Source organism: Nocardia sp. NPDC127606, assembly GCF_042671725.1.
Lineage (GTDB): Bacteria > Actinomycetota > Actinomycetes > Mycobacteriales > Mycobacteriaceae > Nocardia.
Map to the genome: position 1 here is coordinate 189,764 of NZ_JBHXWQ010000008.1, position 26,459 is coordinate 216,222.

The window sequence follows — 26,459 nt, forward strand, 5'->3', positions numbered from 1 at the left end:
GTCGGAGGTCGTCCGTGGCCTTTTCGGGGTGAATCTCGAAGAGCACGGCCGGGGGTTCTATATACCGCTCGAGATGCTCGCTATCGCCCGCGGTGTCTACCTGGCGCATAAGGACGACCCGGATACGTTCGCAGGACTCCTGGCGGATGGAGCAGACACGGCTTATAAGCGCACCTCGCATGACTTGGCGCGGCGGATCGCCACCAAGACCGTCATCGTCGAAGGCGACGAGGAGCTCGGCAAGGCCATCGATCGGGACTCTACTGAGACGTTGGCGACGCTCCACGCCCTGTTCTCTTCCCTGTTGGTCGAGATCCCTGGGCGTCGTGTCCAACCCAGCTGGTTCGCCGCGCACTTCTATCCGTTCGTCGGTGAGCTCATCCACTATGACGCGGTCGACCGGAGGATCAGGCAGGTCGATGCCTCTAGAGGAGCAAGCGCCAAAAAGCGGGCACTGGCTAGTAGGGCCTCCGCTGGAACCACCACGAAAGCTCCGAATATCGAGCGCTACCTCTTTCGCGATGGTGGAACCTGGGCTTACAAGGTGCTGCGCACCGACCGTGACCTTGACCGCAAAAAATCGACCCGGCAGGGTCTCACCGAGCTCGTTCGGGACAGTGGCACCCCCTTGGGTGATCTCGCCAAAGCCCTTAGCGCACACGACTTCGCCTCCGACGAAGCGCCCGTAAGAGGCTCGGATGCGGAGATTGAGCTGCACGAGAACCTCAGCCCGTGGCCCGATCTGCTGAGAGAAGGTACCCGCAACATCGTCACTCGGGCGAACGCTCCTCGGGCCAAACGCACGGAGAGTCTCATGCACTGGGTCCCATATTGCTTGGCACGCCATCAACTACATTTGGCACACGCGAAGCTCGGTGCCACCGATCGCGGGTCGATCCTGTTGGACTTCGGCAACGAGGCGAGTCCACTTCGCAGAGAATCGCAGAAAAACCTAAATAACTGCCGAAATGACATCGTCAACGCGATCAATGTCCAGGCCACGGAAATGATCCGCGACGCCCAGGGTGACGACGTGAAGAAGCGCGGCTACGAGAGATTCACCAAGGCGGGCAAAGCGATCGCCTCGCCCCGATCATTCTTCAGTGAGACCCTCGCCGCTGTGGGAGCCCTCAACGCGACTAGCGGGCGCCGACACTTCACCATGAAGCCCGCGATGCTTGAGTGCCTGGTCTATGCCACCGTCCCGCAGGGCAGGGAGATGGAGTTCGATCAGTTCTGCTCACTGCTGTACGAGAGGTACGGGCTTGTGACGGGAAAGATTGCGGCCGTGGACCCCTTGGCCTACGAGGTCGACCGATCGGTCTTCGACCACAACCGGAGGGCGTTCAAGGATAAGCTGGCCGCTATCGGCCTGCTCACGCAGTATTCGGATGCGACCAGCATGGTTCGAGGAGGAGCTCAGTGACTGACAGCAGTATTCGAGCCCTCGGTTGCTTCGTTGCGGACGAAGCGCTCCGCAGGGTCACTGAGATCACCGAAGCCCGCGCCGGTCTGTGGGTCCGAGGGTTCGATCGACCGACGGTGACCGAGGCCCTCCGTCATGTCGCACATCGCCAGTTGCGGGCGCCGGACCGTCAGGTCGTCGTGAAAGTCGGTGCCTCTGAGCCGATCGAAGGCGTACCGGCCGAGTACTTGCTGGAGCCGCAGACCCAGCTGACCAAGTGGCGAAATTCGGGACAGGGTAAGGCGGTGTTGCTCTTCGAGTGGGATGAGTCGCCGGACGCGCAGGGGTTGGCGGCCATGAACGCTCTTGATGACACAATGATCCTGGGTGATCACCACGACGCCGTCGGCCAGCGTGGGTTCGACAGGCTTATGGCAGCGGCGTGGCGGGAAGCGGGTGGCAGCGGAACCGTGCCGGGCGTGATGGCCAGTTCCCTGTCCGAGATCTGGCGCGCGACCACTGATGCGGAGGTCCGGTCTCTACACCGATGGGCGACCTTCCTGGTCGAGACCGCGCAGAAGATCGCGGCGATTCCAGTTCGCACCCCTGACGCGGTCTATCCCGAGATCTCGGCAGCCCTGCCCACACTCGATCTTTTCCCGGACCGACAACTCTTCACAAGGCCCGCCGCACTGCCCGCCCGGATCAAGAAGAATGTCTCGGTCAGTGCCTTCAAACAGCCCACCGGCAAGGAGATCACCGAAGACGACTTGAGCGACCGCATTAGCGCGACCGAGTTCAGCGTAGAATCCCTGGACCACATCGGTACGGACTCCGATACTGCCAAATTGCGCATGCGAAACCTTGTACTCAACCGTAATCAAGGTGGCTCCACCCCACAGGACCCTCATCAGCTGCGCGGCGAGCATGACCTGGCGCTGTGGCTTGAGGTCTTTGAGCAGAAATCCACGAAGGTCGGTCTGGGCCAACAGATCCGGCAAGAGATCGAGAGGACCGCGCCAGCTCGAGTCGACGAGTTCGACGCCATGCTGATCGAGGACGCGCTCGACCGCGGAGACCAGGAGTCCGCACAGCGATTCCTAGACGAGGCCCCGGCCAGTATGGGCGATTCGCTCGCTGACCTGTTGCCCAAGCGGTCTCGCCGCAGGGTCGAGAAGCTTGCCTTCCCGAACACTCAGTCCGTCCAGGACCCGCTCCGGGCCCTGCTGCGCGAGCTGACTTACTTCGCAGACGAAGAGGAAGGCTCTGTCGTCATCGGGCTGGAAGGCATCCAGGCTGCCGGACAGTGGAGCCGTTGGTTGTTCGCTTTCCTTTACGCACGCACCCTGCGTGATATCCAGGACTCCACCGGACTTCGCTTGAGTCTTGATGTTAAGGACTGCTTGTTAGACCTGACTCGGCCGCCCCTGCCGGCGGAAGACGAGCCTTTCGAGCCGATCACTGAGTGGGCCCCGCTGCGCATCCTGGTCGAGATGGATGGCACTGCGCAGAGACGTTTCCGCTGGGACCCGCTGGGCATCCCAGGGCAAATCGCGCTGGCGGCCATCATCCACGGCTGGCGAAATCCACCTGGCGATGATAGCGATCTAACCTTTGACACCTTTCTCGGAAAATTCAGCGACCCCCGACAATGGCAGACAGACGAATCTGAGCCCGTCTCCACGACACATTTCGCCAACCAGCTGGAACAACTCAAACTCAAGCACTTCAAGCGGTTCTCCACCGGACTCGATGCCGGGAAGATCACCGATTACATGGACGAGTGGGAACTCGTGATCCGTGAAGCTCGCGCTGGCTTGGTTCCCAACAACGCTCCGGACGCGGACCTGAGTGCGGTCGTCCTGACCGATGTCGTCAGACTTGCCGATCGCCGCATGATGATGCTGGCGACCCACCCGCTGAAGCTGCGCTGGTTGGCGAAGAACTACGCTGAGACCGCCCGCAACATTGGGACCGCCCTGAACAGCGAGGGAGGCCTACGCCTCAACCAGGAGAACGAGGACCTGTTCTTCGACGCCATCGACCGGATCTCACCCCACGGGACACCGGCGGTCCTCGTCGGGCCTGGCGATACTATTGCCATTCCTATGCGCGAATCGGCCGGGCACGAGGAGTACGCACCGGTCCGTTACGGTGGCAACGAGTCCAAGGACTGGCTCTCCAGCGTGGACGAGACCGCGATTGATGAGATGGTCCGTGTCATCACCGACTACCTGACGACCTACCCCCACAAACTCGACGGCCTACGAGTGCTGCTTCTGGACCGCAACGGCGACCCTGTCTTGCCGCCGCGCGTGGCGAGGCAAATGCGCGCGAAGAACCCTCGCCTAAAGGTCGATCTAGTCGTGTTGGCTCCTCAGGCCACCCATCACGAGATTATCCAGGGTTTCGACCTGCAGTTCGCGGGCGCGGAGATGTCCGAGGATAGCTTCCTGCCCGACGTCCAACTCATTTTGCGAGCATGGGAGCCCGACCAGGGAGCAGACCTGTCGGGTTTGGAAGACTCCATCGACCTCGCTCTGGCCCCCGCGCTGTTCGGCGCCCAGACAAGTATCAACCAGAGCACCAAGAAGGAATCCCTGTCCGGCTCGTTCAACTCCTGGAAGCACCCGGCCTCACATAACTTGGCTCAGACCAGCGAGAACGTCGTAAGGGCTCTATTACCTGAGACCGCAGACGAGGCGCTCGAGTCCTGGTCGACGCTGTGCGTGCGCTACCACCGCGATTCCCCGGTCGCCAAAGAGAGCGTCGATGGCATCGACTACTTCGAGATGCAGGTGCGCTTCGACCAGCACCTGAACCTGTTCGCGAAACTGCACCATGTCGCCCACTGGGTCGTCACCCTCGACAGCTTCATCGGTCGTGAGCAGATCGATGCCCTGCGTAACCGTCCTGACGTGATCCTCGTTAAACCTAACGTCGGCAAGAACGAGTCGTACACCCTGATTGTCAGCTCTCAAACTGGTCAGCAGTTCGTCGTCCAGCGACTACGGCGCCGGCTGGAGCAGATCAATGTCGTCAGTTCGCAGGATTCCGAAAACACTGCCAGGCGGATATACGAGGTCGCCCGCAATGTGGCCCCTGGCGCCGTCCTGCGTTCGCTCGGTATCGGCACCACAGTCAACGAGGTGGTCGGCTTAGTCGCCACCCGGTTTGTCATCGACCAGCAGTTCCCGGTCCCTCTCGGGGGCACGAGTCTGGTCACTTGGATCAGCTTCGACGAGCATCACCGCTGGTTCGGCCGCAGCCAAAAGACCCGCGCGGATCTAGGCCGGTTCGTCCTGACAGTTCAGGACGACGGTACAATTCAGCTGGATGTCCTGGTTGTCGAGTCCAAGTTCCGCCAGACCTTCGACGTGGGCTCGGCCGAGGAGCAGCTCAATCGCACCACCGACCTGTGCGTGGATGCCTTCCGATCGGATGGTGAGGTTCACGATGACCGTCCCTTCTGGCTGGACGAGCTCGCAGCCGCGATCACTCAGACCAGTGGCAGCGTCCTACAACCTGCGGATCTTCCAGCCCGATTCATCATTGGAAGCGAAGACCCCCGCCAAGTTGAGGCGAAAGTCCTTGATGCCTTGCGCTCCGAGGACGTTCACCTCGGTCAAGTCACCGGCGTTGCGGTGGCCATCTCCGCTGAGGACCAACGACCGGCCCCAGCGATTAGCGACTTCGGCAGGCACACCCTGGTGAGGTTGAATAAGCACGAGTTGCTGAGTTTTATCGACGCTCTGTGTGCCAAACAAGATCCCGCGAATGCCGCCCCCCTTGTCGGCTTTGAGGATCGCATCACCAACACGACTGTCTCCGCAGATGTCAGGTCCGTCTCCGCAGATATTTCCGCCGAGCTACGCGCGACAGAAATGCCGACGGTATCTGCCGATATTTCCGGAGGGATACCTTCGACAACCACGGTGCGAACCATAATGATGCCTGATCCTGCAGCACAGATAGGCGATTCTCCTCTCAATACCCAGTCCGGTGCGCTCTCTGAAGAAGAGTTGAGTGTCCGATACCACAAGGTTATCGACGTCTTCTCCCACCACAAGGTCACAGTAACGGCGCCGGATGTCAACATGTGGCAAGAAGGACCTGGCTTTTACATCTTCCGGTTTATCCCTAGTCCAGGGGTTACCGTGGACAAGTTGATCAATCGACGCGACGAAATCTTCCTGGCCCTGGAACTTCCTTCCGGATTCAGCATTCGTACCCGCACCGACCGCGGCTCCGTACTCTTCGAGATCCCCAAGACCGACGACGAGAAGTACGGTGTTGACGCCAAGGCGCTGTGGCAGCAGTGCCCGACAAATCCCGACAGTCTCATAGCCCCATTGGGCGCCGACATCGAAGGCAACCCAGTCACCGTTGACCTGTCCTCCGCAGACTCACCGCATTTGTTGGTGGCGGGCACGACCGGATCAGGAAAGTCTGTCGCCCTGGATACGATCCTGAAGGGCCTGGTTCGGTACGACACTGACACCCTGCGTCTTCGCCTCGTCGATCCCAAGGGCACCGAGCTTGTCGACTTCGAGGATGACCCTCACCTTGATGGAATGATCGGTATGGACGCCGCCGACGCCATTGAGATTCTCGAAGGAATGGTCGAAGAGATGGCTGTGCGCTACACCGACATGAAGGCGATCCGCACGCGCAAACTAGCCGAGTACAACGCCAAGGTTAATGAAGCCGACCGAAAGCCATGGATTGTCATCGTCCTGGACGAGTACGCCGACCTCACGAGCGACCCTGACGAGAAGAAGCAAATCGAAGCGCTACTCAAGCGCCTGACACAAAAGGCCCGAGCTGCGGGCATCCATGTCATAGCCGCCACGCAGCGCCCGAGCGCGGATGTGATCTCGACGACTATCCGGTCCAACTTCCCTGCCCAACTCGCCCTGCGGGTCAAGACCGCGACTGACAGCCGCATCATTCTGGACGAGACCGGAGCTGAATCCTTGGCCGGACAGGGTGATGCGTTCCTGCATACAGCCAAGGGCACCACACGACTGCAGGTTGCCTATGACGGGACCTGACCTGGCCATATTTATCTTAAGCCGCGAAATGTGAGTCAGTTGGGACTGCTGATCGGCAGCGCGCACCCGGAAGACAGCAAGACTCTGCGCTGCCGAGTAAGCCAGCTCAAGGAGCGCGGAGTTGGCGGCTACTTGACCCACAACACGGAAACAACACGGATTCAACGGGAATCAACGGGACCGATCGAGATCCGGCGGGAACAACTCGAACGCCAAATCTGCAGGTGACAGGCTGTTTTGGGCAACGTTGAAAAATGTTGGGACACAAAGCATTTAGAGCGGCAGGTTTCTGGTTCGAGTCCAGATGGGGGAGCATCTACCAGGGCAAACGTCATCGTTTGACCCTGGTTTTCTGCTTTTACAGTCTAGTCCACACGGAAACCACACGCTTTGACGGTGCGGGAGCCACACGTTTTCACGAATCAAGCGGTCGAGCGCGGCGGTGAAGTCGGTGGCTTGGGCCGGTTGGTCGACGTAGTGACGGCGGGTGACCGACTCGTTGGTGTGGCCAAGTTGACGCGCGGAGGCTTGCAGCCCGAACTCCTCCGCGATGAGGGTGGCGACTGTCTTGCGAAAGTCTTCGGAGTGACCCCCCGCGAACATTGTGACGGGCCATCCGGTAAGTGGTCCCGGCGTCTATAGGAATGACACAAAAGGCGTCCCGATCAAATAAGAGTTAGGTGACACACATGGACTCTGATGATAGGCCCAGCTCTAAGCGCAAGAGGCGGCAGTTCACTCCGGAACAATTGGCCAGATTCGCGAAGCTGAACAATGACTCCCGGCAACTTCTCGAGCGGTTCGCGGACCGCCTTGCGCCCGAAACCCTGGCTGATTTGCGATCTTTCAGCGACGTTGGCGAGTGGACCTTGCTGGTCGATAATCTTTGTGCCGCTCTTGTGAAGCGTAAAATTTTGGTTAGCCCGGCCGACCGCGATGCCTTGGCCGGGCTGCTGGCATTGTTCGGGGACCCAAAAGACAATATGGATATGTTTTATATAGATGATTATCAGCGGGTACTGGGGGAGCTGAACGTATTCCCAAAGATTGACGTTGATGGTGAACACCTATGAGTCAGTCGGCAAGTTTTTGTGTGACTGGTCAGGCATTGCGGTCGGTGCTTCGGCCTTCTCGTTAGGTCGCCCGTCGATGAGGAAGCTCCGGCGGAGGGTGCCCCCGGCGGTGCAGCGGCGCTACCCCCGACTTGACCCACAACACGGAAACAACACGGATTCAACGGGAATCAACGGGAATCAACGGGCCCGAGTAGGGTCCAGCGGGAACTCCTTGAATGTTGACTCCGCAGGCGATGGGTCGTTTTGGGACACATTGAAACGTCTTGGGCCTCAAGATATTTGGATCGGCAGGTTTCTGGTTCGAGTCCAGATTGGCGAGCATCTACCAGGGCAAACGTACGCGTTTGACCTGGTTTTCTGCTTTCTACAGTCTTCCACACGGAAACCACACCCTTTGACGTGCGGAAGCCTTGCGAAAGGTCTTCGGGCTGACCCACGCGAACTTCTCGCCGCGTGCTTGGCGCCAGAGGCGGTTGAAGTTGAAGGGGCCCAGATTCCGCCGTCGCGGTTGGGGAAGACCAAGTTCAGTTTGTTGGGAGTGGCTTCTGATTAGACGCGGCGAAGGGCGTTGGCCACGAACGCGGGGATCATGACCGTGCGGTATCCGGGGGCGGAGTCAAGGTCGACATCGCTCATCCTCGCCGCCGATATGGCCTGCGCTATATGAGAACTCAACGTCCTCTTCTGCTGATTACCGGATGTTCTGTCGGTACCAGATCGCGGGGTTGTTGCCGATGTCAGTTGACACCGCCATTCACCGGCAGCCGGCCCGCAGCGGGAACACGGACGTTGTTTATGGAAATCACCCAAGGCGCCTCGAGTCACGGGATGCGGTCGGACCTCGGGATGTTTCTCGCTGGCGTCGTCTTTTGTGGCCGCATCGGATCTCCCGGGTAGATCGGCGCCACGCTGCTCGGCGCAGGTGTGCCGGTCAGGCGATGATAGGCGCGGGCCAGCGGGCGGCGGCGAGTACCGGACGCGCCGGGCGTCTGGTCTCGACCTGCGACACGAATGGTGAGGTCATCGCCCGGAGCAGGGCGCCGTAGCCGAGCCCGAACGCCAGTTCGTCGCCGACGGACACGGCGTGGTCGCCGACGTCGACCACCAGGTGATCGCTGCTCGTCCCGAGGATGGCGATTCCCGGCGGCGGGATCAGGCCGTCCACATCGACATCCTGACAGCCCAGCGCGAGGATCGCCTGCCGGATGGTTCGGTCTCGTGTCGGTGCCAGCTGGCGCACGAGCGCAGCCTGGTGGCCGAACGCTGTCTGGGCCCGATCACCCCACGGCTGGGCCGGTTTGACGGCGACCTCGATCACCTCGGCGACGAGACTGAACGCGTCGGGGTGCAGGCCAGGGAGCCGGGTCCGGTGCAGCGGCTCGGTCCCCAACAGGATCGCTTCGCCGATCCGGAGCTCGTTGACCCGACCGACATCGGACGTCGATAGCGCCCACGGCAGGTTGGCCGAGTTGCCACCAGACACGACGTCGAGCACGCCATGGCCACCGGATTCGACTTGGTCGACCAGCCTGCTCAGCTCTCCCATATTCCGGTCGTCCGGGACAACGCCGTTGCGGCAGGCGAGGTTCGTGCCGAGCCCCGACAGGCGCAACCGGCCGCGTTTGCGGGTGACCGCGGCCATAGCTGCGACGTCCTCGATCGCGATCCCCTCGCGAAGGTCGCCGAGCTCGACCATCAGGACGACGTCGTGGGTCCGCCGCTGACGACGGGCAGCGGCATCGAGCGCGTCGAGAACGGTCGTTCCGGTGTTCAGACTCGACGTCGCGGTACGCACGACCTGGTCGACCTGACTGAGCATCGGGGACCGGATCAACGTGCGTGACGCGCTTCGATCCCGAGCGCCTAGCCGGGCCAGATTCTGGATCCGGGAGTCGCCCAGCCCGGACGCGCCGCCGCGCACCATCGCCGCACCCACGGCCGGGGATCCGAGAGTCGCCTTGGTGATTCCGACGACGCGGATGCCGCGCGGGGTGAGCTGGTCCACCAGGTGCCGGGTGTTCGCTTCGATCTTGCCGAGGTCGACGTTGATCCGCGGCGAGGTCATTCGGCGATCGGCACCGGTCGCTTCGCGAGATGTGGCAGGGCTCGCAACACCATGTCGACCAGCTCGGAGGCCGGGCGGGTGAGCGGATCGGTGACGGGCAGCCCGAGCTCGGACTGGTGCTCGGTAATGGCGACGCCGATCTCGTCCGGCTCCATCCGCTCGTGGTTGATCGTCACGCCGATGACTGTCGTGTCGGCGAACGCCTCGATCAAGGCGATTTCGCTTGCCACCGTCGGCATCGGCATCATCGGGAAGTCGCCGAGCATTGTTCGCTTCGGTGCGTGCTGCACGATCACGGCGACCGGTCGGCTGCCCCGCAGGATGTGTCCCGATGTCAGATACGCGGGGTGACTCAACGCGCCCTGGCCCTCGACGACGATGACATCCGGGGCCTCACCCTCGAAAGCGGCCACGACCTGATGCTCGACCTCTCCGGAACAGAACTGAGGGACGAGCGCGTCGAGCGCGACGCCGTATTTGCCGCCCTGGATCAGCGTGGTCTGGCCGGTGCCGACCAGGACAGCCCTGATCCCGTAGGCGTTCAGCGCCTGTACGACCAGTGTGGCGGTGGTGCGCTTGCCGATCGCGCCGTCGGTGCCCAGGACGGCGATCCTGGGGCATGTCACATCGAAGATCCGGCCCGAGAACAGGTGGAGGTCCCGGGCGGGCTTGGGCCGCCGGACATCGGTGATGGTGACCCCGGCCAGCTCGGCTGCGGCTGAGAACTCGGCGTCGTCGGCGAGGAACTCGTGCAACCCGTTGATCACATGCATCCCGCGGGCGATACCTTCGAGCAGCACGACGCGCTGGGCGGCGGAGAGCAGGCCGTCGGCGGGGGCAACGCCGCAGATCAGGTAGTCCGGGACCCGCCCGGCATGCGCGATCGCCTCCGGCAGACCGGTCAGGATCGGGATGCCGCTCGGAGTGCCGTCCAGGAATTCACCGGCGTCGAGCCCGGCGCGACTGCTGTCGATCACGCTCAGGATCTCGTACTTCTCCGAGTGCCGGACCAGGCCGTTCGCGGTCTTGCCGTCCTGTTCACCGAACTGGTTCTCGCAGTAGACGATCGCGGTCGAACCGATGGGGAGCGCGACGAAAGACGGGGAATTGTTATCTGGCGAAAGCATGGAAATCCTCTGGAAAGTCTCAGAGGAGGCGACGGGCTCCGTGCTCGGGCGCGGGCCCGACGATCGACAAGACGTCTGCCCTGAGTAGCGGCAAGATTGCCGACTGGGCCAGGATAGTCGCAGCACCCCCGCTTCCCGACATTGGGGCCGAATGCCGCCATACGCTGCCGCAGATCTGCCGGCGAAGCCGGTGAGGGTGCACCGGACCGACGTTCAGACGGTGTGCGCCGCGACTCCCGGCCCGCCCCCCGCGACTCCGACCGTGTGAACCGGCCACTGATCCTCGCTTGCAACGAATCCGGCTCCGCTGCAACAATATCCATGACCAAGCAGGCGCGATACTCGAACCGAGCTGTTGCTGTCCGCCCCTTGAGCACATCAGCGACGTGTCGCCAAAGGTGCGGCGAATATGCAGGCGATAGGCCATGTTGGCAACAATTGAAAAGTGTTGGGATGCAAAGTATTTGGATCGGCAGGTTTCCGATTCGAGTCCAGATGGGGAGCATAATAAGTCCTCTACCAGCGCAAGCAGGTGGAGGCCTTTTCTGTTGTCCGGGGGATTCCCCAGATCGACTACTTTCCGACTACAAACGTTGGCCTACTCAGGCAGTCTCCACATCCGCACGCCGAGGCAGATCCTCCACAGTAGATGGTAGCGGTCGCAGCTCGACGTCGATCATGGCCCAGCCGCAGCCCGTGAACGTCCAAAGCTTGTCAACCCGGTCACTGTCACAGAGCGGTTGCCGAATTTCGCTGTACAGAGTCGAGAGCGGTGCCACTCCGCCGCGAATCCCGTTGGAGGACAGGAAATAATGCCTGACAGTGACGAACCCGCTGTGCGCTACTTCGCATTGATCGATGACGAGAGAGGCTGGTCCGAGGGCTGGCGCGCACGTCGGATCACCGGGCTCGTGCGCCGGACCGACACCCGACCTGGGCCGACCGACGAAGCGTTCGGCAGGGACTTCACATGGGGTCCTACCGACTATCTCCAGCGCTACAAGCCCGGAAGAGACGAGCCTCACGAGGAGATCTCCGCCGAGGTAGCCGAGCGATTCATAGCGAGTTGGCGCGCCTCGAGGGCGAGCAGCGAGTCCGAGCGCACGCGCCCCGCATCCAACCCACCCATCGATGACGCACAAACCTGACTGAAAGTTGGGATCGGTAGGCGGCGAGCGTGGCATGTACTTGCCGCATGACATCTTCTCAGCTTCCCTCGAACCAACCGCAGTCCGCCGGCCTGGACAAGAAGACCAGTGCGATCCTGTCCTACGCGCTGGGCTGGCTCACCGGAATCATCTTCCTCTTTGTGGGAAGGAACGATCCCGATGTGAAATTCCATGCCGCGCAATCGATCATCTTCTTCGCCGCGGTCTCGGTGCTCAATGTTGTGCTGAGCATCGTCGGCTCGCTCCTCGGAGCCTTGGGCATCATCTTCAGCCTCGCCGGACTCGCACTCGGGATCTTCGCGGTCGTCGTCTGGATCATGGCCATGGTCCAGGCGAACAGCAGCGGCGGTGTCCGCGCGGAGCTTCCCCTTGTCGGAAAATTCGTTGCCCCGCTCGCCGATCAGTTGGCCGGTTCGGTCAAGTAGCGACGTACTCGAAGTTCCCGCACGGCGCCCACACCCAATACTCCGAAGATCAACGGCCCGAGGCTATCTCGGGCCGTTGACGTCCGACCGGCACATCGCGCCCGCAGCCTCATTGACCGGTTTGGCGAACAATACGGTTCATGCTGTGAGTAGCGCTACCACGGGTAGTGCTGTCAGGACTACCAGCAGTGTGACCACGATCTTGGCCAGTCGAATCCGGCTAGGCCCGGGTTCGACGACAAACGGCGCTGCGGCCGCGACGGCGGCCGCGGCGGGTAGGGCGAGCACGGTGCCGATGACGAGTTCGTAGCCATGGGGATCTGTCAGCGGATCGGTTGACAGTCGGGAATGGAGCACGATGTAGACGCACCGCAGCCAGAAAAGTCCTGCCGCACAGGCGATGAGGAGGGCAGATGCGGCGACCGGTATGCGCCATCGGGTGCCCGTCGCCTCCTCGGTTCTCATCACTGCCTCTCCGCTACTTCGGTGGCCGACCTGGGGGGTCCGCCTCCGATCAGCATGCCTGGGCGGTCTGATCGGGGTCACCGCCGGCGGCTAACTCTTTCTCGCCCGCGCCGGTCATGCGGGCTACGAGCGCGGAACGCAGGCGCCAAACTCCGTCCGGCTGCGTCGGGTCGAGCCCGGTGATCTCGGCGATCTTGTTCAGTCGATAGTCGACAGTGTTGGGGTGTACGTGCAGCGCACGCGCGGTGCGCAGGCGAGTGGAGCGGGTCGCGAGGTGCGCTGTCAAAGTCTCCAGCAGGACTGGATGATCCTCGAGCGGGTCCAGTAGCGCGGCCAGGTGCCTTCCTGCCGTGCCCGGCCGGGACAGCTGGTACTCCAGCGACAGGTCGTCGAAGCGCTCGAGCCCGACTCTGCGCAGGCGGCGCATGATGTCGAGCACCGCGTGCGCGCGCTCGACCCCTTCGGAGATGCCGCCGGCTCCCGCCGCCACGAACGCGGCGCGGACCTGTGTCTGCGCCGCGCCGGCAATCTGCTCGACGAACCGTTCGGCTGCGGCGGGATCGAAATGGTCTTGCGGAATCAGCAGGGTAGCCGTATCGGTGCCCATCTGCATCAGCGCCTTGTCATCGCAGAGGTGCAGCACCTCGGCTCTGACTCGCCGAATTGTCCGGTGCGCGAGGATATGACGATCCGGGCGCGGCTCGCCCGCTGAACGGGGTGGCATGAACTCGACCGCGAAGACGAAATAGCTCTCGGCCAGCCGGACCCCGCAGGCGCGCGCCATGGCCGGTGTCGCCTTCCCGGCGATCAGCGCGGCGGCCACGGCATCCGCCGCGTCACTACCCGCCACGCGCATTTCACGCAGGTAAGCCTGGGAGATCGCCATGGAGAGCTCGCGGGAGAGGTGGACGAACATGTGCGCTGTCTCGATCACCGCCAGGTGATCGTCGTCGAGTCTCGCCCGTGCGGTGAGATGGTCGAACACCGCCTGCGCGCCTACCCACACGGCCTTGTGCATCGCGCCGATGGTGACGCCCTGGTGTGCCCATTCCATGATGTCGGCGCGCACCTCGGCCAGCGGTTCGGCAGTGTCGCCGCCGGTCAACATTCTGGCGGTGAGCGCCAGGCACGCATTCACCAGCGCGGTGACATCGCGGCGCAGAACCGCTATGGGCACTCTGGCGGGTAGTTCACTGCCGACGATGAACAGATTCATGATCTTGCCCGAAATCGTTGACGCTGTGGGGAGCCGGTCGATAACCGGCCGACCTACCGTCGTCGCGGCCCGGGCTGACAGGACGCTGTCGGGCATGCGCACATTTCCTACTTTCCGCTGTTTGCGCTTTATCGTGCGGCCTCACCACCCCCCGTTCCAATGGTGCTTCGCACCCAGATGGAACAAGCGTTGTGCACTATGCACCATAGACCACGCACCAAGCGCTTCACCCGTACACCGAAAGAAGGTCAGGAAGCTGGATTCGCAGCTGCGCCCGACGCGGTTCGGCCCTGCGAGTGCACGGTCTCCGAGCCTCGCCGAGTGCCGAAGACCAGGACATTTCAGCTGCACAAGCACTGCCTGCACCCACGATGACAGCAGGTGAGCCGACCACCGCCTCGGAGCCGACGGACCCTGATCCACTGTCGGCAGCCATCGGATACACCGGTCGAATTCGAGTGAACGCGTGTGTACTATTTTGCCGTGAACAGCTCGGGCGCACAGCCGCTACAGGGTTCGACCAGCCACGCTACTCCGCCAGGGTTCGTCCGATGACCACAGTCGTGATCACCGTTCTCGCGATCGTCGCCGCCGGTGAAGCCGTCGGCCTGCTCGTCCTGTCGATCTTGCTGGTCCGGAGTCGGCGCAAGCGCCGGGCGCCACGTCGGTCGACGACTGGTCAGCGGTTGGTGGTGAGCGGTCGCGAAGCGATACGAACGGCCTGGCAGGCCGCGGATCTGGTGCGCGCCAAAGGTTTTCGCGCCGCCGTGCTCACCTCCATCGAAGACCTCGCGGGCTGGGCCCGGGTCGAACGTCCCGACCTGGCCAGACTGGCACCGGACGGCAACGTCGTCATCATGTTCTCCGACATCGAGCAATCGACCGCTCTCAACGAACAGCTGGGCGACCGTGCCTGGGTCAAACTGCTCGACCGCCACCACCGTCTCGTCGATCGATGCGTGCGCAACCACGGCGGCCACGTGGTCAAAAACCAAGGCGACGGGTACATGATCGCCTTCGCCGCTCCCGATCAGGCGGTCCGATGCGGCGTGGCCATCCAGGCGGCGCTGCGCAAGGACGCCGAATCATCGCGGGGCGAGGCCGATTTCCGGGTCCGGATCGGTATCCACATGGGAAGTTCGGTCCGCCGGGGTGACGATTTGTTCGGACGTAATGTCGCCATGGCCGCGCGGGTCACCGCGCAGGCCGAAGGCGGCGAAGTCCTCCTCAGCGAACCGGTGCTGGCGGCGATCGGACGCAGTACCGATCTCACGATCGGGACCGGACGTGAAGCGACCCTCAAGGGCCTGCGGGGCACGCACCGCCTCACTCCGGTCTGCGCGGCGGCAGTTCGAGGAACGTAGCTCAACTGGGCCGGGGACTGTTCTGCCGCCAGTACAACGCGTCCAAGGCGACCGCGACATGCACGCCGTTCTCCGCCAGTGGACGTGGCAGCAACTCGTCCGCGCGGGCGATCCTGCGCAAAATCGTGTTCCGGTGGGTGAACAGGCGCGCCGCGGCGCGCGTGGCATTGCATTGCTCGTTGATGTAGACGAGAACCGATTCGCGCAGTTCGCTGTCGGCATGTTCCAGATCGCCGAGTGTGTATTTGATGAATCGGTCGGCCTGAGCGCCGTTTTCGGTGATCAGCGAAGTCAGTTGCACCTCGCCGAAGGTGACCAGTCGTCGGGTGCTGTGCGGGCGGGCGAGGATTCGGTGCGCGGCCTGAGCGTCGAGGTGACTCGTCCGGAACCCGGCGAGGTCTCGTCCGGTCGAACCGATGGCGATCCGCACGCCGGGGATGTGGTCCAGCGCTTGGGTCAGTGCCGCGGTGTCGGGAGGGGTGGGACCGGGCACCCACACCCACAAGGTGGCCGCGCTGGCGAGCACGCTCAGCGCCGTGGCCGCGCCGGCGGCTTGCGTGAGGGCCCTGGTCACCCGATGCGGTTCGTCGAGTTCCGCGCCGGGGATGTCACTCCAGGCGATGGCCGCGGTGTGGGTGGCGTCGAGCCGGTAGCCGAGGCGGGTCGACGCACGCTCGATATTGGTCGGCTCCCCCTCGAGAATGAGCGAGATGACTTCGCGGCGTTCGGCATACGAGCCGCGGGCGAGTTCGTCGCGCTCCTGACCGATGACCTCGGTGATCGCCTCGATGGTGCCGTCCACGAAGGTGGCGATCGAGGCGGCGGTGACCTCCAGGACCTCCTGCAGCTCGAACGGGTCCGGCGTCAGAATGAAGATGATGGTCATCCACCGTCGCCAGACGACATCTTGCCCGACGCGATAGGCCTGCAATGCGGCCTCGTTCATGCCACGGCGGACCAGGTCGCGAACAATGGCGATCTGGTCCGCACCGAGATTGATCGGCACCGGCATTCCCGGATCGGCCACGTTGGCCGAGGCCCAGTGCAGCAGGTTGCCACGGTTGACGCGCCGGACCGCCTCCGCCAGCAGCGGGTCACCCGCGATCGCACGCAGGCTGGTTTTCCGGAGAGTGGCGTCATAGAGCTCGTCGAGCCATTCCTCCGGCGCGTTCAGCGCGATCTCGGCACCTTGGCGGATCACTTCTCGCGCGCGGTCGGACAGGCGTCGATCGAACAGACCATCACCGGAGTGCACCGCCTCATTATGCAACCTCCGATCTGGCTTCATCGGCGCCGAATTGCCCGTCGCTGATGCCCGCTCGGCGCCGGATCGGTTGTGCGTAGGCATCGCGCCGTACGCGGGGGCGCAATACAGTAGGCGCATGCGTGGACGAATTCGAATCCTGCTGTCAGCGGCCGCGACAGCCGTGGCAGCACTGACTCTGTCCACCCTCCCCACTGCGGTCGCCGACTCGACCACTCCTCCCGACGGCTGCGCGGAGGTCCGGGTCATCACCGTTCGCGGCACCCTCGAGCCGCAGTTCGGCAGTCTGCTGCTCACCCCCCTCGCCTGGCGGATCGCCCAGGAATCCGGTCGCCACACCACGGTGACCGAGCTCGACTATCCGGCCTCGAGGGAATCGGACAGCGCCGTGCGCGGAACAGCGAACTTGACCGCCCTCCTGAACGCGACCGCCGCCGCGTGCCCCGACCAGCAGCTCGTCCTGCTCGGCTACTCGCAGGGCGCGAGCGTCATCGGCGCCACGTTGCAGGCACGAACCGCGTTGACACCGCAGGCGGCCGCGCGCATCGACGCGATCGCACTGTTCGGCAACCCGCTGTTCAACGGCGCGGAGCCCTACAACCGCGGCAGCTACGATCCCGCGCTGTCGGGCACCCGCCCCCTACGCACCGGCGCGCTGGCGGAATTCGCCGACCGCCTGCGCGACTACTGCCAGGCCGCAGACCGCGTCTGCCAGGGCGGCGACCCGGCCGCCGGCTTCGCAAACGCACTGACCTACGGCCATGTCGCGTACTTCGTCAACGACAACCGCGACCAGGCCGCGGCGTACGTCCGCGAACAGCTCAGCCGGTAGCCGCGAAACTCGGAGGTGGCCTCGGGCGGTCGCTGGCATAGTGATTTCACATGGGACGGACGTTCGAGGATTTGATCGCCGAGGCGGCATCGGCGCCGATCGAGGGGTGGGATTTCTCCTGGCTCGACGGGCGGGCCAGTGAAGCGCGTCCTTCGTGGGGTTATCAGCGGCTGATGAGTGATCGGCTGAAGACTGCCTCCGCTGCTCTGGATGTTCAGACCGGCGGTGGCGAAGTTCTGGCCCAGGCGCAGGTGTTCCCGCAGACGATGGTTGCCACCGAGTCGTGGCCGCCGAACGTCGCCAAGGCGACCGCGTTGCTGCATCCTCGCGGCGTGGTTGTCGTCGCCGCGCCCGACGAGCCGCCGTTGCCGTTCGCCGACGCGGCGTTCGATCTGGTCACCAGCCGACATCCGGCGACCATCTGGTGGGCGGAGATCGCGCGCGTTCTGCGTTCGGGGGGAACGTATTTCGCACAGCATGTCGGACCGGCGAGTGTGTTCGAGCTGGTCGAATTCTTCCTCGGTCCACAACCGGAAGCCCGTCGAGGACGCCATCCCGACGATGAGGCCGCCGCCGCGCGGGCCGCCGGACTGACGATCACCGACCAGCGGACCGAGCGACTGCGGATCGAGTTCGACGACATCGGTGCCGTCGTGTACTTCCTGCGCAAGGTGATCTGGATGGTGCCCGGGTTCACCGTCGAGGCCTACCTCGACCAGCTGCGTCGGCTCCACGATCGAATCCGGCAGGAGGGGCCGTTCGTGGCGTACTCCACCCGCACCCTCACCGAAGCCACCAAGCCGTGACTTCCGGGTGGTGTCAGGCCCCGGCCGCGTAGCCCTCGTTGCCCATCGCCTGGGCCGCGAGGCTCTTGCGGTACTGCTCCAGCGCCACCAGGTCGCCGAACAGCGTCATGTAGGTGTCGGGCTCCTCGCTGGCCGACAGTCGCTGCAGCCTCGACTTGAGCTCGGCGATCTGGCGGCCCACCCAGGCTTCCTGGACGCGGGCGAGGATGCCGGTGATGAAGCGGGGGGTGTCGTTCTGGGTGCGCACCGGGAGCTGCTCATTGGCCAGTTCGGAGACCAGCGCGCGGATCATCAGGTCGTCGGTGTGGTCGGCGACGGCGGCGACCCATTCCGCACCGCTGAGCCCGGCAGCCGTGCCGCCGGCCTGGGCGATCATGATGCGCACGGCCACGTAGGCGGGGTGGGTGAAGGCGGCGGCGTCGATGGCGTCGAAGGACACGCCCGCGATACCCGGGTATTGCAGTGCGGCGCTGAGGGTTTGGCGCTGCGCGTACAGCACCGGATCGTTCGGGGCAGGCCGCACCGAGGAACTCTCCTCGACGCGAGGCGCGGGAATCGCCGCGGCACCGGATTTCAGATCAGGCGTGGTGCCGCCCATCCGGTTCTTCTTCGCCTCTTCACCGACCCGGCGCACGACGAGCTGGATGTCGTCCCAGCCCACCCAGCCGGCCAGCTTGGTGGCATACCCCTTGCGGGTGGCGTTGTCCTTGATCTGGGCCACCACGGGCACCGTACGGCGCAACGCCTCGACACGACCCTCGACATCGTCGAGATTGTGTTCGGCGAGCAGTCCGCGAATCACGAACTCGTACAGCGGGGTTCGCCGCGCCACCAAATCACGCACGGCGCTGTCGCCGGAGTGCTGACGCAACTCGCACGGATCCTGTCCGTCGGGCGCGACAGCGATGTAGGTCTGTCCGGCCAGCCGCTGGTCGCCGCTGAACGCCTTCAACGCCGCAGCCTGCCCGGCCGCGTCACCGTCGAAGGTGTAGATGATCTCGCCACGCCAGAAGTTGTCGTCCATCAGCAGCCTGCGCAGTACCTGCAGGTGTTCTTCGCCGAAGGCGGTGCCACACGACGCGACCGCGGTTTTCACCCCGGCCAGATGCATGGCCATGACATCGGTGTAGCCCTCGACGACCACGGCCTGATGGCCCTTGGAGATGTCGCGCTTGGCGTGGTCGAGGCCGAACAGCACCTGAGACTTCTTGTACAGCAACGTTTCCGGCGTGTTCACGTACTTGCCGGGCATGGTGTCGTCGTCGAACAGCTTGCGCGCGCCGAAACCGATCACCTCGCCGCCGAGATTGCGGATCGGCCACAGCAGGCGACGATGGAACCGGTCGATCGGACCGCGCTTGCCCTGCTTGGACAGTCCGGCCGCTTCCAGTTCCTTGAACTCGAAACCCAAGCGCTGCAGGTGCTTCGTCAGCCCGTCCCAGCCCGCGGGGGCGTAACCGCAGCCGAACTGCAGCCAGGACGCCTTGTCGAAGTTGCGGTCGGTCAGATACTTGCGCGCGGCCTCGGCCTCGGGTTCGTGCAGCAGACCCATGTAGTACTCGTGCGCGGCGGCATTGGCGGCGACCAGTCGCGAGCGGGTGCCACGATCGCGCTGCACCGAGGTGCCGCCACCCTCGTAGTTGATCTGGTAGCCGATGCGATCGGCCATCTGCTCGACGGCCTCGACGAAACCGATGTGTTCCATCTGCTGCAGGAACTTGTAGACATCGCCGCCCTCACCACAGCCGAAGCAGTGGAACAGCCCGTGGTTGGGGCGCACATGGAACGACGGCGACTTCTCGTCGTGGAACGGGCACAGACCTTTGATCGAGTCGGCGCCCGCGCGCTTGAGCGCCACGTACTCACCGACTACATCTTCGATCCGGACACGTTCACGGATCGCCGCGATATCGCGATCTGGGATTCGTCCGGCCACGATGAGCGAGTCTAGTCGGGTCTGCTCAGCGGCAGTCCAGCGAGGCGGCGACGCGTTCGAAGCGGCTCTCGGTGTAGGACGCGATCTGGTCGATCACCACGCGCACGCGGGCGGCCTCGGTGGTGGCCGCGTTGAACCAGGGCAGCATCTGATCGTCGAGGTGGGCGGGCGCGATGGTGAGCAGCCGGTCGGCGACGGCCTGCACGCGGTCGCGCTGGGTCTGCTGGCGGGCGAGGTGACCGGGGTCGGAACGCACATAGCGCAGCGCCATGGTCTTGAGGACGGCGACCTCGGCGGCCACGATCGGCGGCACGATCAGGTCGGCCTCGTAGCGGATGAGCGGGCCTTCGCCGTAGCGCTCGTGGGTGGCCGAGATCGCGGCGGTGGCGAAGCGGCCGACCAGTTCGCTGGTGAGCCGCTTCAGCGCCACCGAGGCGGCGAAGCTGCCGTCGTAGGTCGCGGCGTCGGCCACGATGTCGAGTTCGGAGAGCCGCTGGGCGGCGGCGGCCAGCGCTTCGATCGACTGGTCGGGGTGCTGGCCGTGGCCCTGTTCGGCGAGCGCGGCCTGCTCGGCCGGATCGGCGAGAGCGCGCAGGTCGATACGGCCGACGATCACGCCGTCCTCCACGTCGTGCACCGAGTAGGCGACGTCGTCGGACCAGTCCATGATCTGGCATTCCAGGCTCTGCTTGCGGTCGGGCGCGTCTTTGCGGACCCAGGCCAGGCGCTCGAGGTCGTCGTCGTAGGCGCCGAACTTGGTGCCGGAACCGCTTCTGCCCCAGGGGTATTTGAGGGTCGCGTCCAGGGCTGCGCGAGTCAGGTTGAGCCCGAAGCTTTCGCCGTCGGCGTCGAGGATCTTGGGCTCGAGGCGGGTCAGGATGCGCAGGTTCTGCGCGTTGCCTTCGAAACCGCCGTATTCGTCGGCGAATTCGTCGAGCGCGCGTTCACCGTTGTGACCGTAGGGCGGGTGACCGATGTCGTGGGCCAGGCCGGCCAGGTCGACGAGGTCGGGGTCGGCGCCGACACCGTCGGCGATGCTGCGCCCGATCTGGGCCACTTCGAGGGAGTGAGTCAGGCGGGTGCGTGGGGTATCGCCCTCGCGCGGGCCCATGACCTGGGTCTTGTCGGCGAGGCGACGCAGCGCGGCGGAATGCAGCACACGGGCACGATCACGGGAGAACTCACTGCGATGGCCCTTGTCCGCAGCACCGGGCCATGCGGCCTTACCCGGCTCGTGGACCATGCGTTCCTGGTCGTGCGGGGTATAGGTCCGTGTCATCTCACTGTCCCGCCTCATAAGAGAAATCTGCCGAGAAATGAGTGAGCTGATACCAGAGCAGCGCGCCGGTTTCGCGGGCGATGCCGTGGAACTGTGACTCCCTCGTGTAGACGGCGGGTCCGGTGCGGGTGGGTGCGGTCCACGCTTCCAGGCCTGCGTCGCGAGCCATCGTCCTGGTTCGCAGTGAATGCCACGGATCGCTCACGAGTACGGCCGATGACATATCGCGCTCCCCCATCGCCGACGCCACCGCCTCGATGCTGCGCAGTGTGTCGGAACCGGTTTCGACGGCGAGGATGTTCTCGCTGGGGACGCCCTTGTCCTCCAGATACCGTTTGCCCGAGGCGGCTTCGGTATACAGGTCGCCCTCCTGCTTGCCGCCGACGGTGATCACGGTGGGCGCCACCCCGGCTTCGTAGAGTCGCCACGCCTGATACAACCGCGCCTCGAAAACCGACGACGGCGTCCCCGAGTACTGCGCCGCGCCGAGCACCACGATCGCGTTCGCGGGGGTGTAGTCGTCGATCCGCGCGACCTGCCAGACCCGGATCGCCGTCCCGGCGACCAGCACCAACCCCATCAGCACGGCCCCGGCGATCAGCCGGACGAACCACACCGAGACCGTCGACACCAGCCCGCGCGGATGCCTGACATCCGGGGCGGACGTGACCGTTCGCGAGAAACCCGATTTCACCTTCGTCAGTCTGCCAGGTCGGTCCGACGCGCCGTGGGGTCAGCGGTCACCACCGGATTCCGTTCCGGTGAACGGACGACCGACGGTCCCGCGGACTCCCAGGCGATCGTCGCGGCGATGTCGACGAACGCGCGGATCAGCGGACTGTGCGCCGCGCTGGTCCAGGCCAGCACGAGGCTGCTCGGCGGCTTGTCGACGAGCGGGACCACCACGAGACCGTCCGGGACCGGGTGGCCCAGCGGCGTGAGGCCGACGGTGCCGTTCCACAGGACGGTTTGCTGACATTCGTGGACGGTGCGCACCACCGGGCCGGTGTCCGGATCGGTCGGGTGCGACCAGTAGTTCCGCCAGATCGGATCGGTGTCGGTGGGCAGCTGGAACCACTGGCGGTCGGCCAGCTCGCGCAGGCGCAGACTCGCGCGATCGGCCAGCGGATCATCGGCGCGAAGGACGACACCCACCGGGTCGGTGCGCAGAACCTGTGTGGTGATGCCGGTTTCGTCGAAGGGCGTCCGAGTGAGGGCGATGTCGACGCGTCCGGCGCGCAATCCGGCTGTCGGGTCGGCGAAGTCGCCTTCTCGGATATGCACTTGGACGTCGGGATGCGCGGCCCGGTACGCCGCGGCCAGCCGGCTGCCTGCCTCTTCGGCGAAGGTGCCGAGCGTGACGGCGGAAGCCCCGGCGGCGACCGCGACCCTGGTACGCACCCGATCGGCCTGGGCCAGCAGGTCGCGCGCCTCGTCGTAGAGCGTGGACCCGGCGGGCGTGAGGGTCACGCCCGTCGGTGAACGACGCAGCAGTTCGTAGCCGAGGTCGTCTTCGAGCTGTTTGATCGCCCTGCTCAGCGGCGGCTGGGTCATGTACAGCCGGGCGGCGGCGCGACCGAAGTGGAGTTCCTCGGCCACCGCCGTGAAGTATCGCAGCAGACGGAGGTCCATGAGCTGCGACGATACCCGCTCGGTATCGGGTCCGCAGAGATCGGTCTTGGACGCGACCGGTCTCGCGATGATCAGGTGGAAGTCATGAGCGTCATTGTCCTGATCGGACGAATCCTGTTCTCCGCGTTGTTCATCGGCGCCGCCATCGGCCATCTGAGCGCGGCGAAGAACACCGCGCGCTATGCCGCGAGCCGTGCAGTGCCGTCACCGCTGTTCGCGGTGTACGCCTCAGGCGTCGCCATGCTCGCCGCGGGAACGAGCGTGCTGCTCGGAGCCTGGGGCGATCTCGGATCGCTTGTCCTGGTGGCATTCCTGGTGCCGACGGCCTTCCTGATGCACGCCTTCTGGAAGGAAACCGACACCGAGACCAAGCAACACGAGATGGTCCACTTCAACAAGGACCTCGCCCTGGCCGGTGCGGCGCTGGTGTTCTTCGCGGTCTTCGCCTACACCGCCGACCTGGGGCTAACCCTCACCGAACCGGCCTTCACACTGCGCTGACACCGGCCGGACCGGAGGTCACCAACCCCGCGCACGCCATTCGGGCAGATTCGCGCGGTCGGCGCCGAGAGTGGTGTCGTCGCCGTGACCCGGGTAGACGACGGTGTCGTCGGGGTAGCGGTCGAAGAGTTTGGTGGTGACGTCGGTGAGAAGAGTGTCGAAGTCGGCGGGACTATGGGTTTTCCCCACTCCACCGGGGAAAAGTGAGTCGCCGGTGAAGAGGTGGGTGTGGCCGGCGTTGTCGGTGAGGGCGAGGGCGATCGAGCCGGGGGTGTGGCCGCGCAGGTGGATGACCTGCAGGGCGAGGTCGCCGAATTCGATGGTGTCGCCGTCTTCGAGCAGGCGGTCGGGGCGGACCGGGAGGTGGTCGGCGTCGAGGGTGTGGGCGGCGGTGGGGACGTCGAGGGCCTTGGTGACCTCGGTCAGCGCCTGCCAGTGATCGGGGTGGCGGTGGGTGGTGACGAGCTGTTCGATCTGGCCGGGTGTCTCGAGCGCGGTCAGTTCGATGATGCGCTCGGCGTCGTTGGCGGCGTCGATCAGCACGGCGGCGCCGGTGGTGGCGCTCTGGATCAGGTAGGTGTTGTTGTCCATCGGACCGACGGACATCTTCACGATGCGGGCGCCGGGGACGTCGCGCTGCTGGGCGTCCTCGCCCGCGGTGACGTGACCTGTGTACTGGCGAGCGACTGTGACCATGCACCCGATCGTAGAAGCCACGCGCCGCGCTGTCGTGCCGGTGTCGGCATCGACCGTTAGATTCGACACATGCCGCTGTCGAGTTCGGCCCCACGATCGGTTTCCGTGCTCTGCGCGGTGTTCGCCGTGTTGAGTCTGCTGTGCGCGCCGAGTGCGGTCGCCGAACCGCCCGCGCGCATGGGTCCGCAGGTGGTCGATACCGCCAACGTGCTCAGTGCGGGCGACGAAGCACGCGTGCTCGACGCGGTCGACGCCCTCTACCGCGATCACCAGGTGAAGCTGTGGGTGAACTATGTGCGCACCTTCGGGTCGATGGCGCCGCGCGACTGGGCTGCCCGCACTTCCGACCTCTCCGGTTTCAGCGATCATGATCTGCTGCTGGCGGTGGCCGTCGACGACCGCGGCTACTGGCTCGACGGCACCCTCCCCGAAGGGGTGAGCGACTCCGAACTGGACTCGCTGCTCGCGGGCTCGGTGGAACCCGATCTGCGCGACCAGAAGTGGGCACAGGCCGCGGTCGACACCGCCGAGGGAATCGGTTCGGCGATGCGGGGCGGTGGGGTGCCGTGGGGGGTGCTGATCCTCCTCGGGCTGGCGGTGGTCGTGGTGGCCGGTGGCCTGATGTTGTTCTCGCGCAAGCGCCGTGGCGACCGGGATCGCGCCGAGCTGACCACCGCGCGCGAGGTGGACCCGACCGACTCCGCGGCGCTGGCGAGACTGTCGCTGCCGACCTTGCACGCGCTCTCCCGCGAACGACTGGTCGAGATCGACGATGCCGTGCGGACCAGCGCCGAGGAATTGACCTTGGCCACCAGCGAATTCGGTGACACCGCGGTGACGCCGTTCCGCTCCGCGCTCGATGCCGCCCGCGCCGCCACCGCGAAGGCGTTCACGATTCGTCAGCAACTCGACGACGCGATTCCGGAGACGCCGGACCAGCAGCGCGCCATGCTCATCGAGCTGATCGCCACGGCCGGCAAGGCCGATCGCGAACTCGACTCGCAGGTCGCCGATTTCGACGCCATGCGCGATCTGCTCATCGACGCGCCCGCTCGGCTCGACACGCTCACCCGCGACATCGTCGAGCTGACCGCGCGCATGCCGGGCTCCGAAGCCGAACTCGCCCGCCTGGGTTCGACCTATCCGTCCTCGGTCATCGCGCCGATCCACGACAACGTGCGGATGGCGCGGGAGCGGATCACTTTCGCCGAGAACAACATCGATTCCGCTCGCACCGCGCTCACTCAGCCCGTGGGGCAGCAGGGTGGTGCGGTCGCGGCGATCCGAGCGGCCGAAGGCGCGATCGGGCAGGCCAGGACTCTGCTCGATGCGGTCGACCAGGCCGCGACGAATATCCAGCAGGCGCGCGACGGTCTCCCCGCCGCCCTGGACGAACTGCGGGCCGACCTCGCATCGGCTGCCGGTCTCACCGAATTCGGCGGCCCCGACCTTGCTGCGGCGGTCTCGTCCGCCACCGCAGCCCTGAATACCCCGAACGCCGACAGCGATCCCCTCGGCACCTTCCACACCGCGGTCACCGCTGATGCCGAACTGGACCGTGCGATCGCGGCGGCCTCGGATCGCAAACTGGCCGTGGAGGATCTGCGACGCCGACTCGATCGCACCCTCACCGACGCGTCCGCGCGCATCGATGCGGCGTCGTCGTTCATCACCACCCGGCGCGGCGGCGTCGACGCGGAGGCGCGCACCCGGCTCTCCGAGGCGCAACGCCACCTCGCCGAGGCACGCGGACTCGCGGGCAGTGACCCCGAACGCGCACTCGCCAGCGCACAGACCGCCGCCGACCTCGGCGGCCGGGCCATGCAGCAGGCGCAGGCCAGCGTGCAGGCGTGGGAGACGCGCCAGCCGATGTCGGGCGGCGGCTCCCAGACCGGTGCGGTGCTGGGCGGAATCCTCCTGAACGAACTACTCCGCGGCGCGATGAGCGGCGGTTCGCACCGTGGTGGCTACGGCGGAGGCGGCGGTGGCTACCGCCCGGGCTCCTACGGCGGCTCGTCGGGATCACGACGGGTCAGCCGGGGCGGCAGATTCTGACCCCGGCCGCGGGGAGGTCCGACAGCACCGAGCGAGGTCGACAGGTCGCGCTTGACTCTCCCACCGTGTGAGGCCGTACACCGGAAGGCGTC

Annotated in this window: 19 protein-coding genes; 9 read left to right on the plus strand and 10 right to left on the minus strand. The window is 65.0% G+C overall.

Annotation, left to right across the window (positions count from 1 at the left end; all coding sequences use genetic code 11):
• Positions 1-28 precede the first annotated feature (28 nt).
• The 3 genes from ACFVJ5_RS28970 to ACFVJ5_RS28980 all read left to right on the plus strand — a co-directional run bounded on the left by ACFVJ5_RS28970 (position 29) and on the right by ACFVJ5_RS28980 (position 7,532).
• Positions 29-1,426: a hypothetical protein gene (locus tag ACFVJ5_RS28970; RefSeq protein ID WP_379224885.1), complete on the plus strand. Its 1,398-nt coding sequence runs from the start codon at positions 29-31 to the stop codon at positions 1,424-1,426.
• Positions 1,423-6,459, plus strand: coding sequence for an FtsK/SpoIIIE domain-containing protein (locus ACFVJ5_RS28975; protein ID WP_379224887.1), 5,037 nt, complete (start codon positions 1,423-1,425; stop codon positions 6,457-6,459). Before ACFVJ5_RS28970 ends, ACFVJ5_RS28975 begins: the two co-directional genes overlap by 4 nt.
• Positions 6,460-7,148: 689 nt before the next feature.
• Positions 7,149-7,532, plus strand: coding sequence for a hypothetical protein (locus ACFVJ5_RS28980; RefSeq protein ID WP_379224889.1), 384 nt, complete (start codon positions 7,149-7,151; stop codon positions 7,530-7,532).
• A gap of 934 nt (positions 7,533-8,466) precedes the next feature.
• Here the strand turns inward: ACFVJ5_RS28980 and ACFVJ5_RS28985 are convergent.
• Entirely contained in the window at positions 8,467-9,600 is a 1,134-nt protein-coding gene (locus ACFVJ5_RS28985) for an alanine/ornithine racemase family PLP-dependent enzyme (protein ID WP_379224891.1), read from the minus strand.
• Positions 9,597-10,727 carry a DUF1611 domain-containing protein gene (locus ACFVJ5_RS28990; protein WP_379224893.1) on the minus strand — a complete coding sequence of 377 codons (1,131 nt, stop codon included), beginning with the start codon at positions 10,725-10,727 and terminating at the stop codon, positions 9,597-9,599. Before ACFVJ5_RS28990 ends, ACFVJ5_RS28985 begins: the two co-directional genes overlap by 4 nt.
• Before the next feature lie 1,195 nt (positions 10,728-11,922).
• Here ACFVJ5_RS28990 and ACFVJ5_RS28995 point away from each other — a divergent pair.
• A complete protein-coding gene (locus ACFVJ5_RS28995; protein ID WP_379224895.1) occupies positions 11,923-12,321 on the plus strand; it encodes a DUF4870 domain-containing protein in 399 nt (132 codons plus the stop codon).
• Between the two features lie 138 nt (positions 12,322-12,459).
• Here ACFVJ5_RS28995 and ACFVJ5_RS29000 read toward each other — a convergent pair whose 3' ends face one another.
• Positions 12,460-12,786, minus strand: coding sequence for a hypothetical protein (locus ACFVJ5_RS29000; protein WP_379224897.1), 327 nt, complete (start codon positions 12,784-12,786; stop codon positions 12,460-12,462).
• A 49-nt stretch (positions 12,787-12,835) separates the two neighbouring features.
• Positions 12,836-14,098 carry a PucR family transcriptional regulator gene (locus tag ACFVJ5_RS29005; protein WP_379224899.1) on the minus strand — a complete coding sequence of 421 codons (1,263 nt, stop codon included), beginning with the start codon at positions 14,096-14,098 and terminating at the stop codon, positions 12,836-12,838.
• A 455-nt stretch (positions 14,099-14,553) separates the two neighbouring features.
• On the opposite strand from ACFVJ5_RS29005, the gene ACFVJ5_RS29010 reads away from it, so the two are divergent.
• Positions 14,554-15,366: an adenylate/guanylate cyclase domain-containing protein gene (locus tag ACFVJ5_RS29010; protein ID WP_379224901.1), complete on the plus strand. Its 813-nt coding sequence runs from the start codon at positions 14,554-14,556 to the stop codon at positions 15,364-15,366.
• A 1-nt stretch (position 15,367) separates the two neighbouring features.
• On the opposite strand, the gene ACFVJ5_RS29015 is transcribed toward ACFVJ5_RS29010, so the two are convergent.
• The gene (locus ACFVJ5_RS29015; protein ID WP_379224903.1) at positions 15,368-16,621 is read right to left on the minus strand and encodes a PucR family transcriptional regulator; all 1,254 of its coding nucleotides are present in this window, start codon (positions 16,619-16,621) and stop codon (positions 15,368-15,370) included.
• A 127-nt stretch (positions 16,622-16,748) separates the two neighbouring features.
• On the opposite strand from ACFVJ5_RS29015, the gene ACFVJ5_RS29020 reads away from it, so the two are divergent.
• A complete protein-coding gene (locus ACFVJ5_RS29020; RefSeq protein ID WP_379224905.1) occupies positions 16,749-17,462 on the plus strand; it encodes a cutinase family protein in 714 nt (237 codons plus the stop codon).
• Positions 17,463-17,512: 50 nt separating this feature from the next.
• Entirely contained in the window at positions 17,513-18,268 is a 756-nt protein-coding gene (locus tag ACFVJ5_RS29025; RefSeq protein WP_379224906.1) for a class I SAM-dependent methyltransferase, read from the plus strand.
• Between the two features lie 13 nt (positions 18,269-18,281).
• Here ACFVJ5_RS29025 and dnaG read toward each other — a convergent pair whose 3' ends face one another.
• From dnaG to ACFVJ5_RS29045, 4 genes are all read right to left on the minus strand, one after another.
• Positions 18,282-20,204, minus strand: coding sequence for a DNA primase (dnaG, locus tag ACFVJ5_RS29030; protein WP_379224908.1), 1,923 nt, complete (start codon positions 20,202-20,204; stop codon positions 18,282-18,284).
• A 25-nt stretch (positions 20,205-20,229) separates the two neighbouring features.
• Positions 20,230-21,483, minus strand: coding sequence for a deoxyguanosinetriphosphate triphosphohydrolase (locus ACFVJ5_RS29035; RefSeq protein ID WP_379224910.1), 1,254 nt, complete (start codon positions 21,481-21,483; stop codon positions 20,230-20,232).
• Between the two features lies 1 nt (position 21,484).
• Positions 21,485-22,063 (minus strand): YdcF family protein, encoded by a 579-nt coding sequence (locus ACFVJ5_RS29040; RefSeq protein WP_379225113.1) that lies wholly within the window; start codon positions 22,061-22,063, stop codon positions 21,485-21,487.
• Positions 22,064-22,182: 119 nt separating this feature from the next.
• Positions 22,183-23,115 carry a LysR family transcriptional regulator gene (locus ACFVJ5_RS29045; RefSeq protein ID WP_379224912.1) on the minus strand — a complete coding sequence of 311 codons (933 nt, stop codon included), beginning with the start codon at positions 23,113-23,115 and terminating at the stop codon, positions 22,183-22,185.
• Between the two features lie 84 nt (positions 23,116-23,199).
• On the opposite strand from ACFVJ5_RS29045, the gene ACFVJ5_RS29050 reads away from it, so the two are divergent.
• A complete protein-coding gene (locus ACFVJ5_RS29050; RefSeq protein WP_379224914.1) occupies positions 23,200-23,616 on the plus strand; it encodes a DoxX family protein in 417 nt (138 codons plus the stop codon).
• Positions 23,617-23,634: 18 nt separating this feature from the next.
• Here ACFVJ5_RS29050 and ACFVJ5_RS29055 read toward each other — a convergent pair whose 3' ends face one another.
• Positions 23,635-24,312 carry an MBL fold metallo-hydrolase gene (locus ACFVJ5_RS29055; RefSeq protein ID WP_379224916.1) on the minus strand — a complete coding sequence of 226 codons (678 nt, stop codon included), beginning with the start codon at positions 24,310-24,312 and terminating at the stop codon, positions 23,635-23,637.
• A gap of 69 nt (positions 24,313-24,381) precedes the next feature.
• Between ACFVJ5_RS29055 and ACFVJ5_RS29060 the strand changes: the two genes are divergently transcribed.
• Complete coding sequence (locus ACFVJ5_RS29060) at positions 24,382-26,367, plus strand: TPM domain-containing protein (protein WP_379224918.1); 1,986 nt, start codon at positions 24,382-24,384, stop codon at positions 26,365-26,367.
• Positions 26,368-26,459 lie beyond the last annotated feature (92 nt).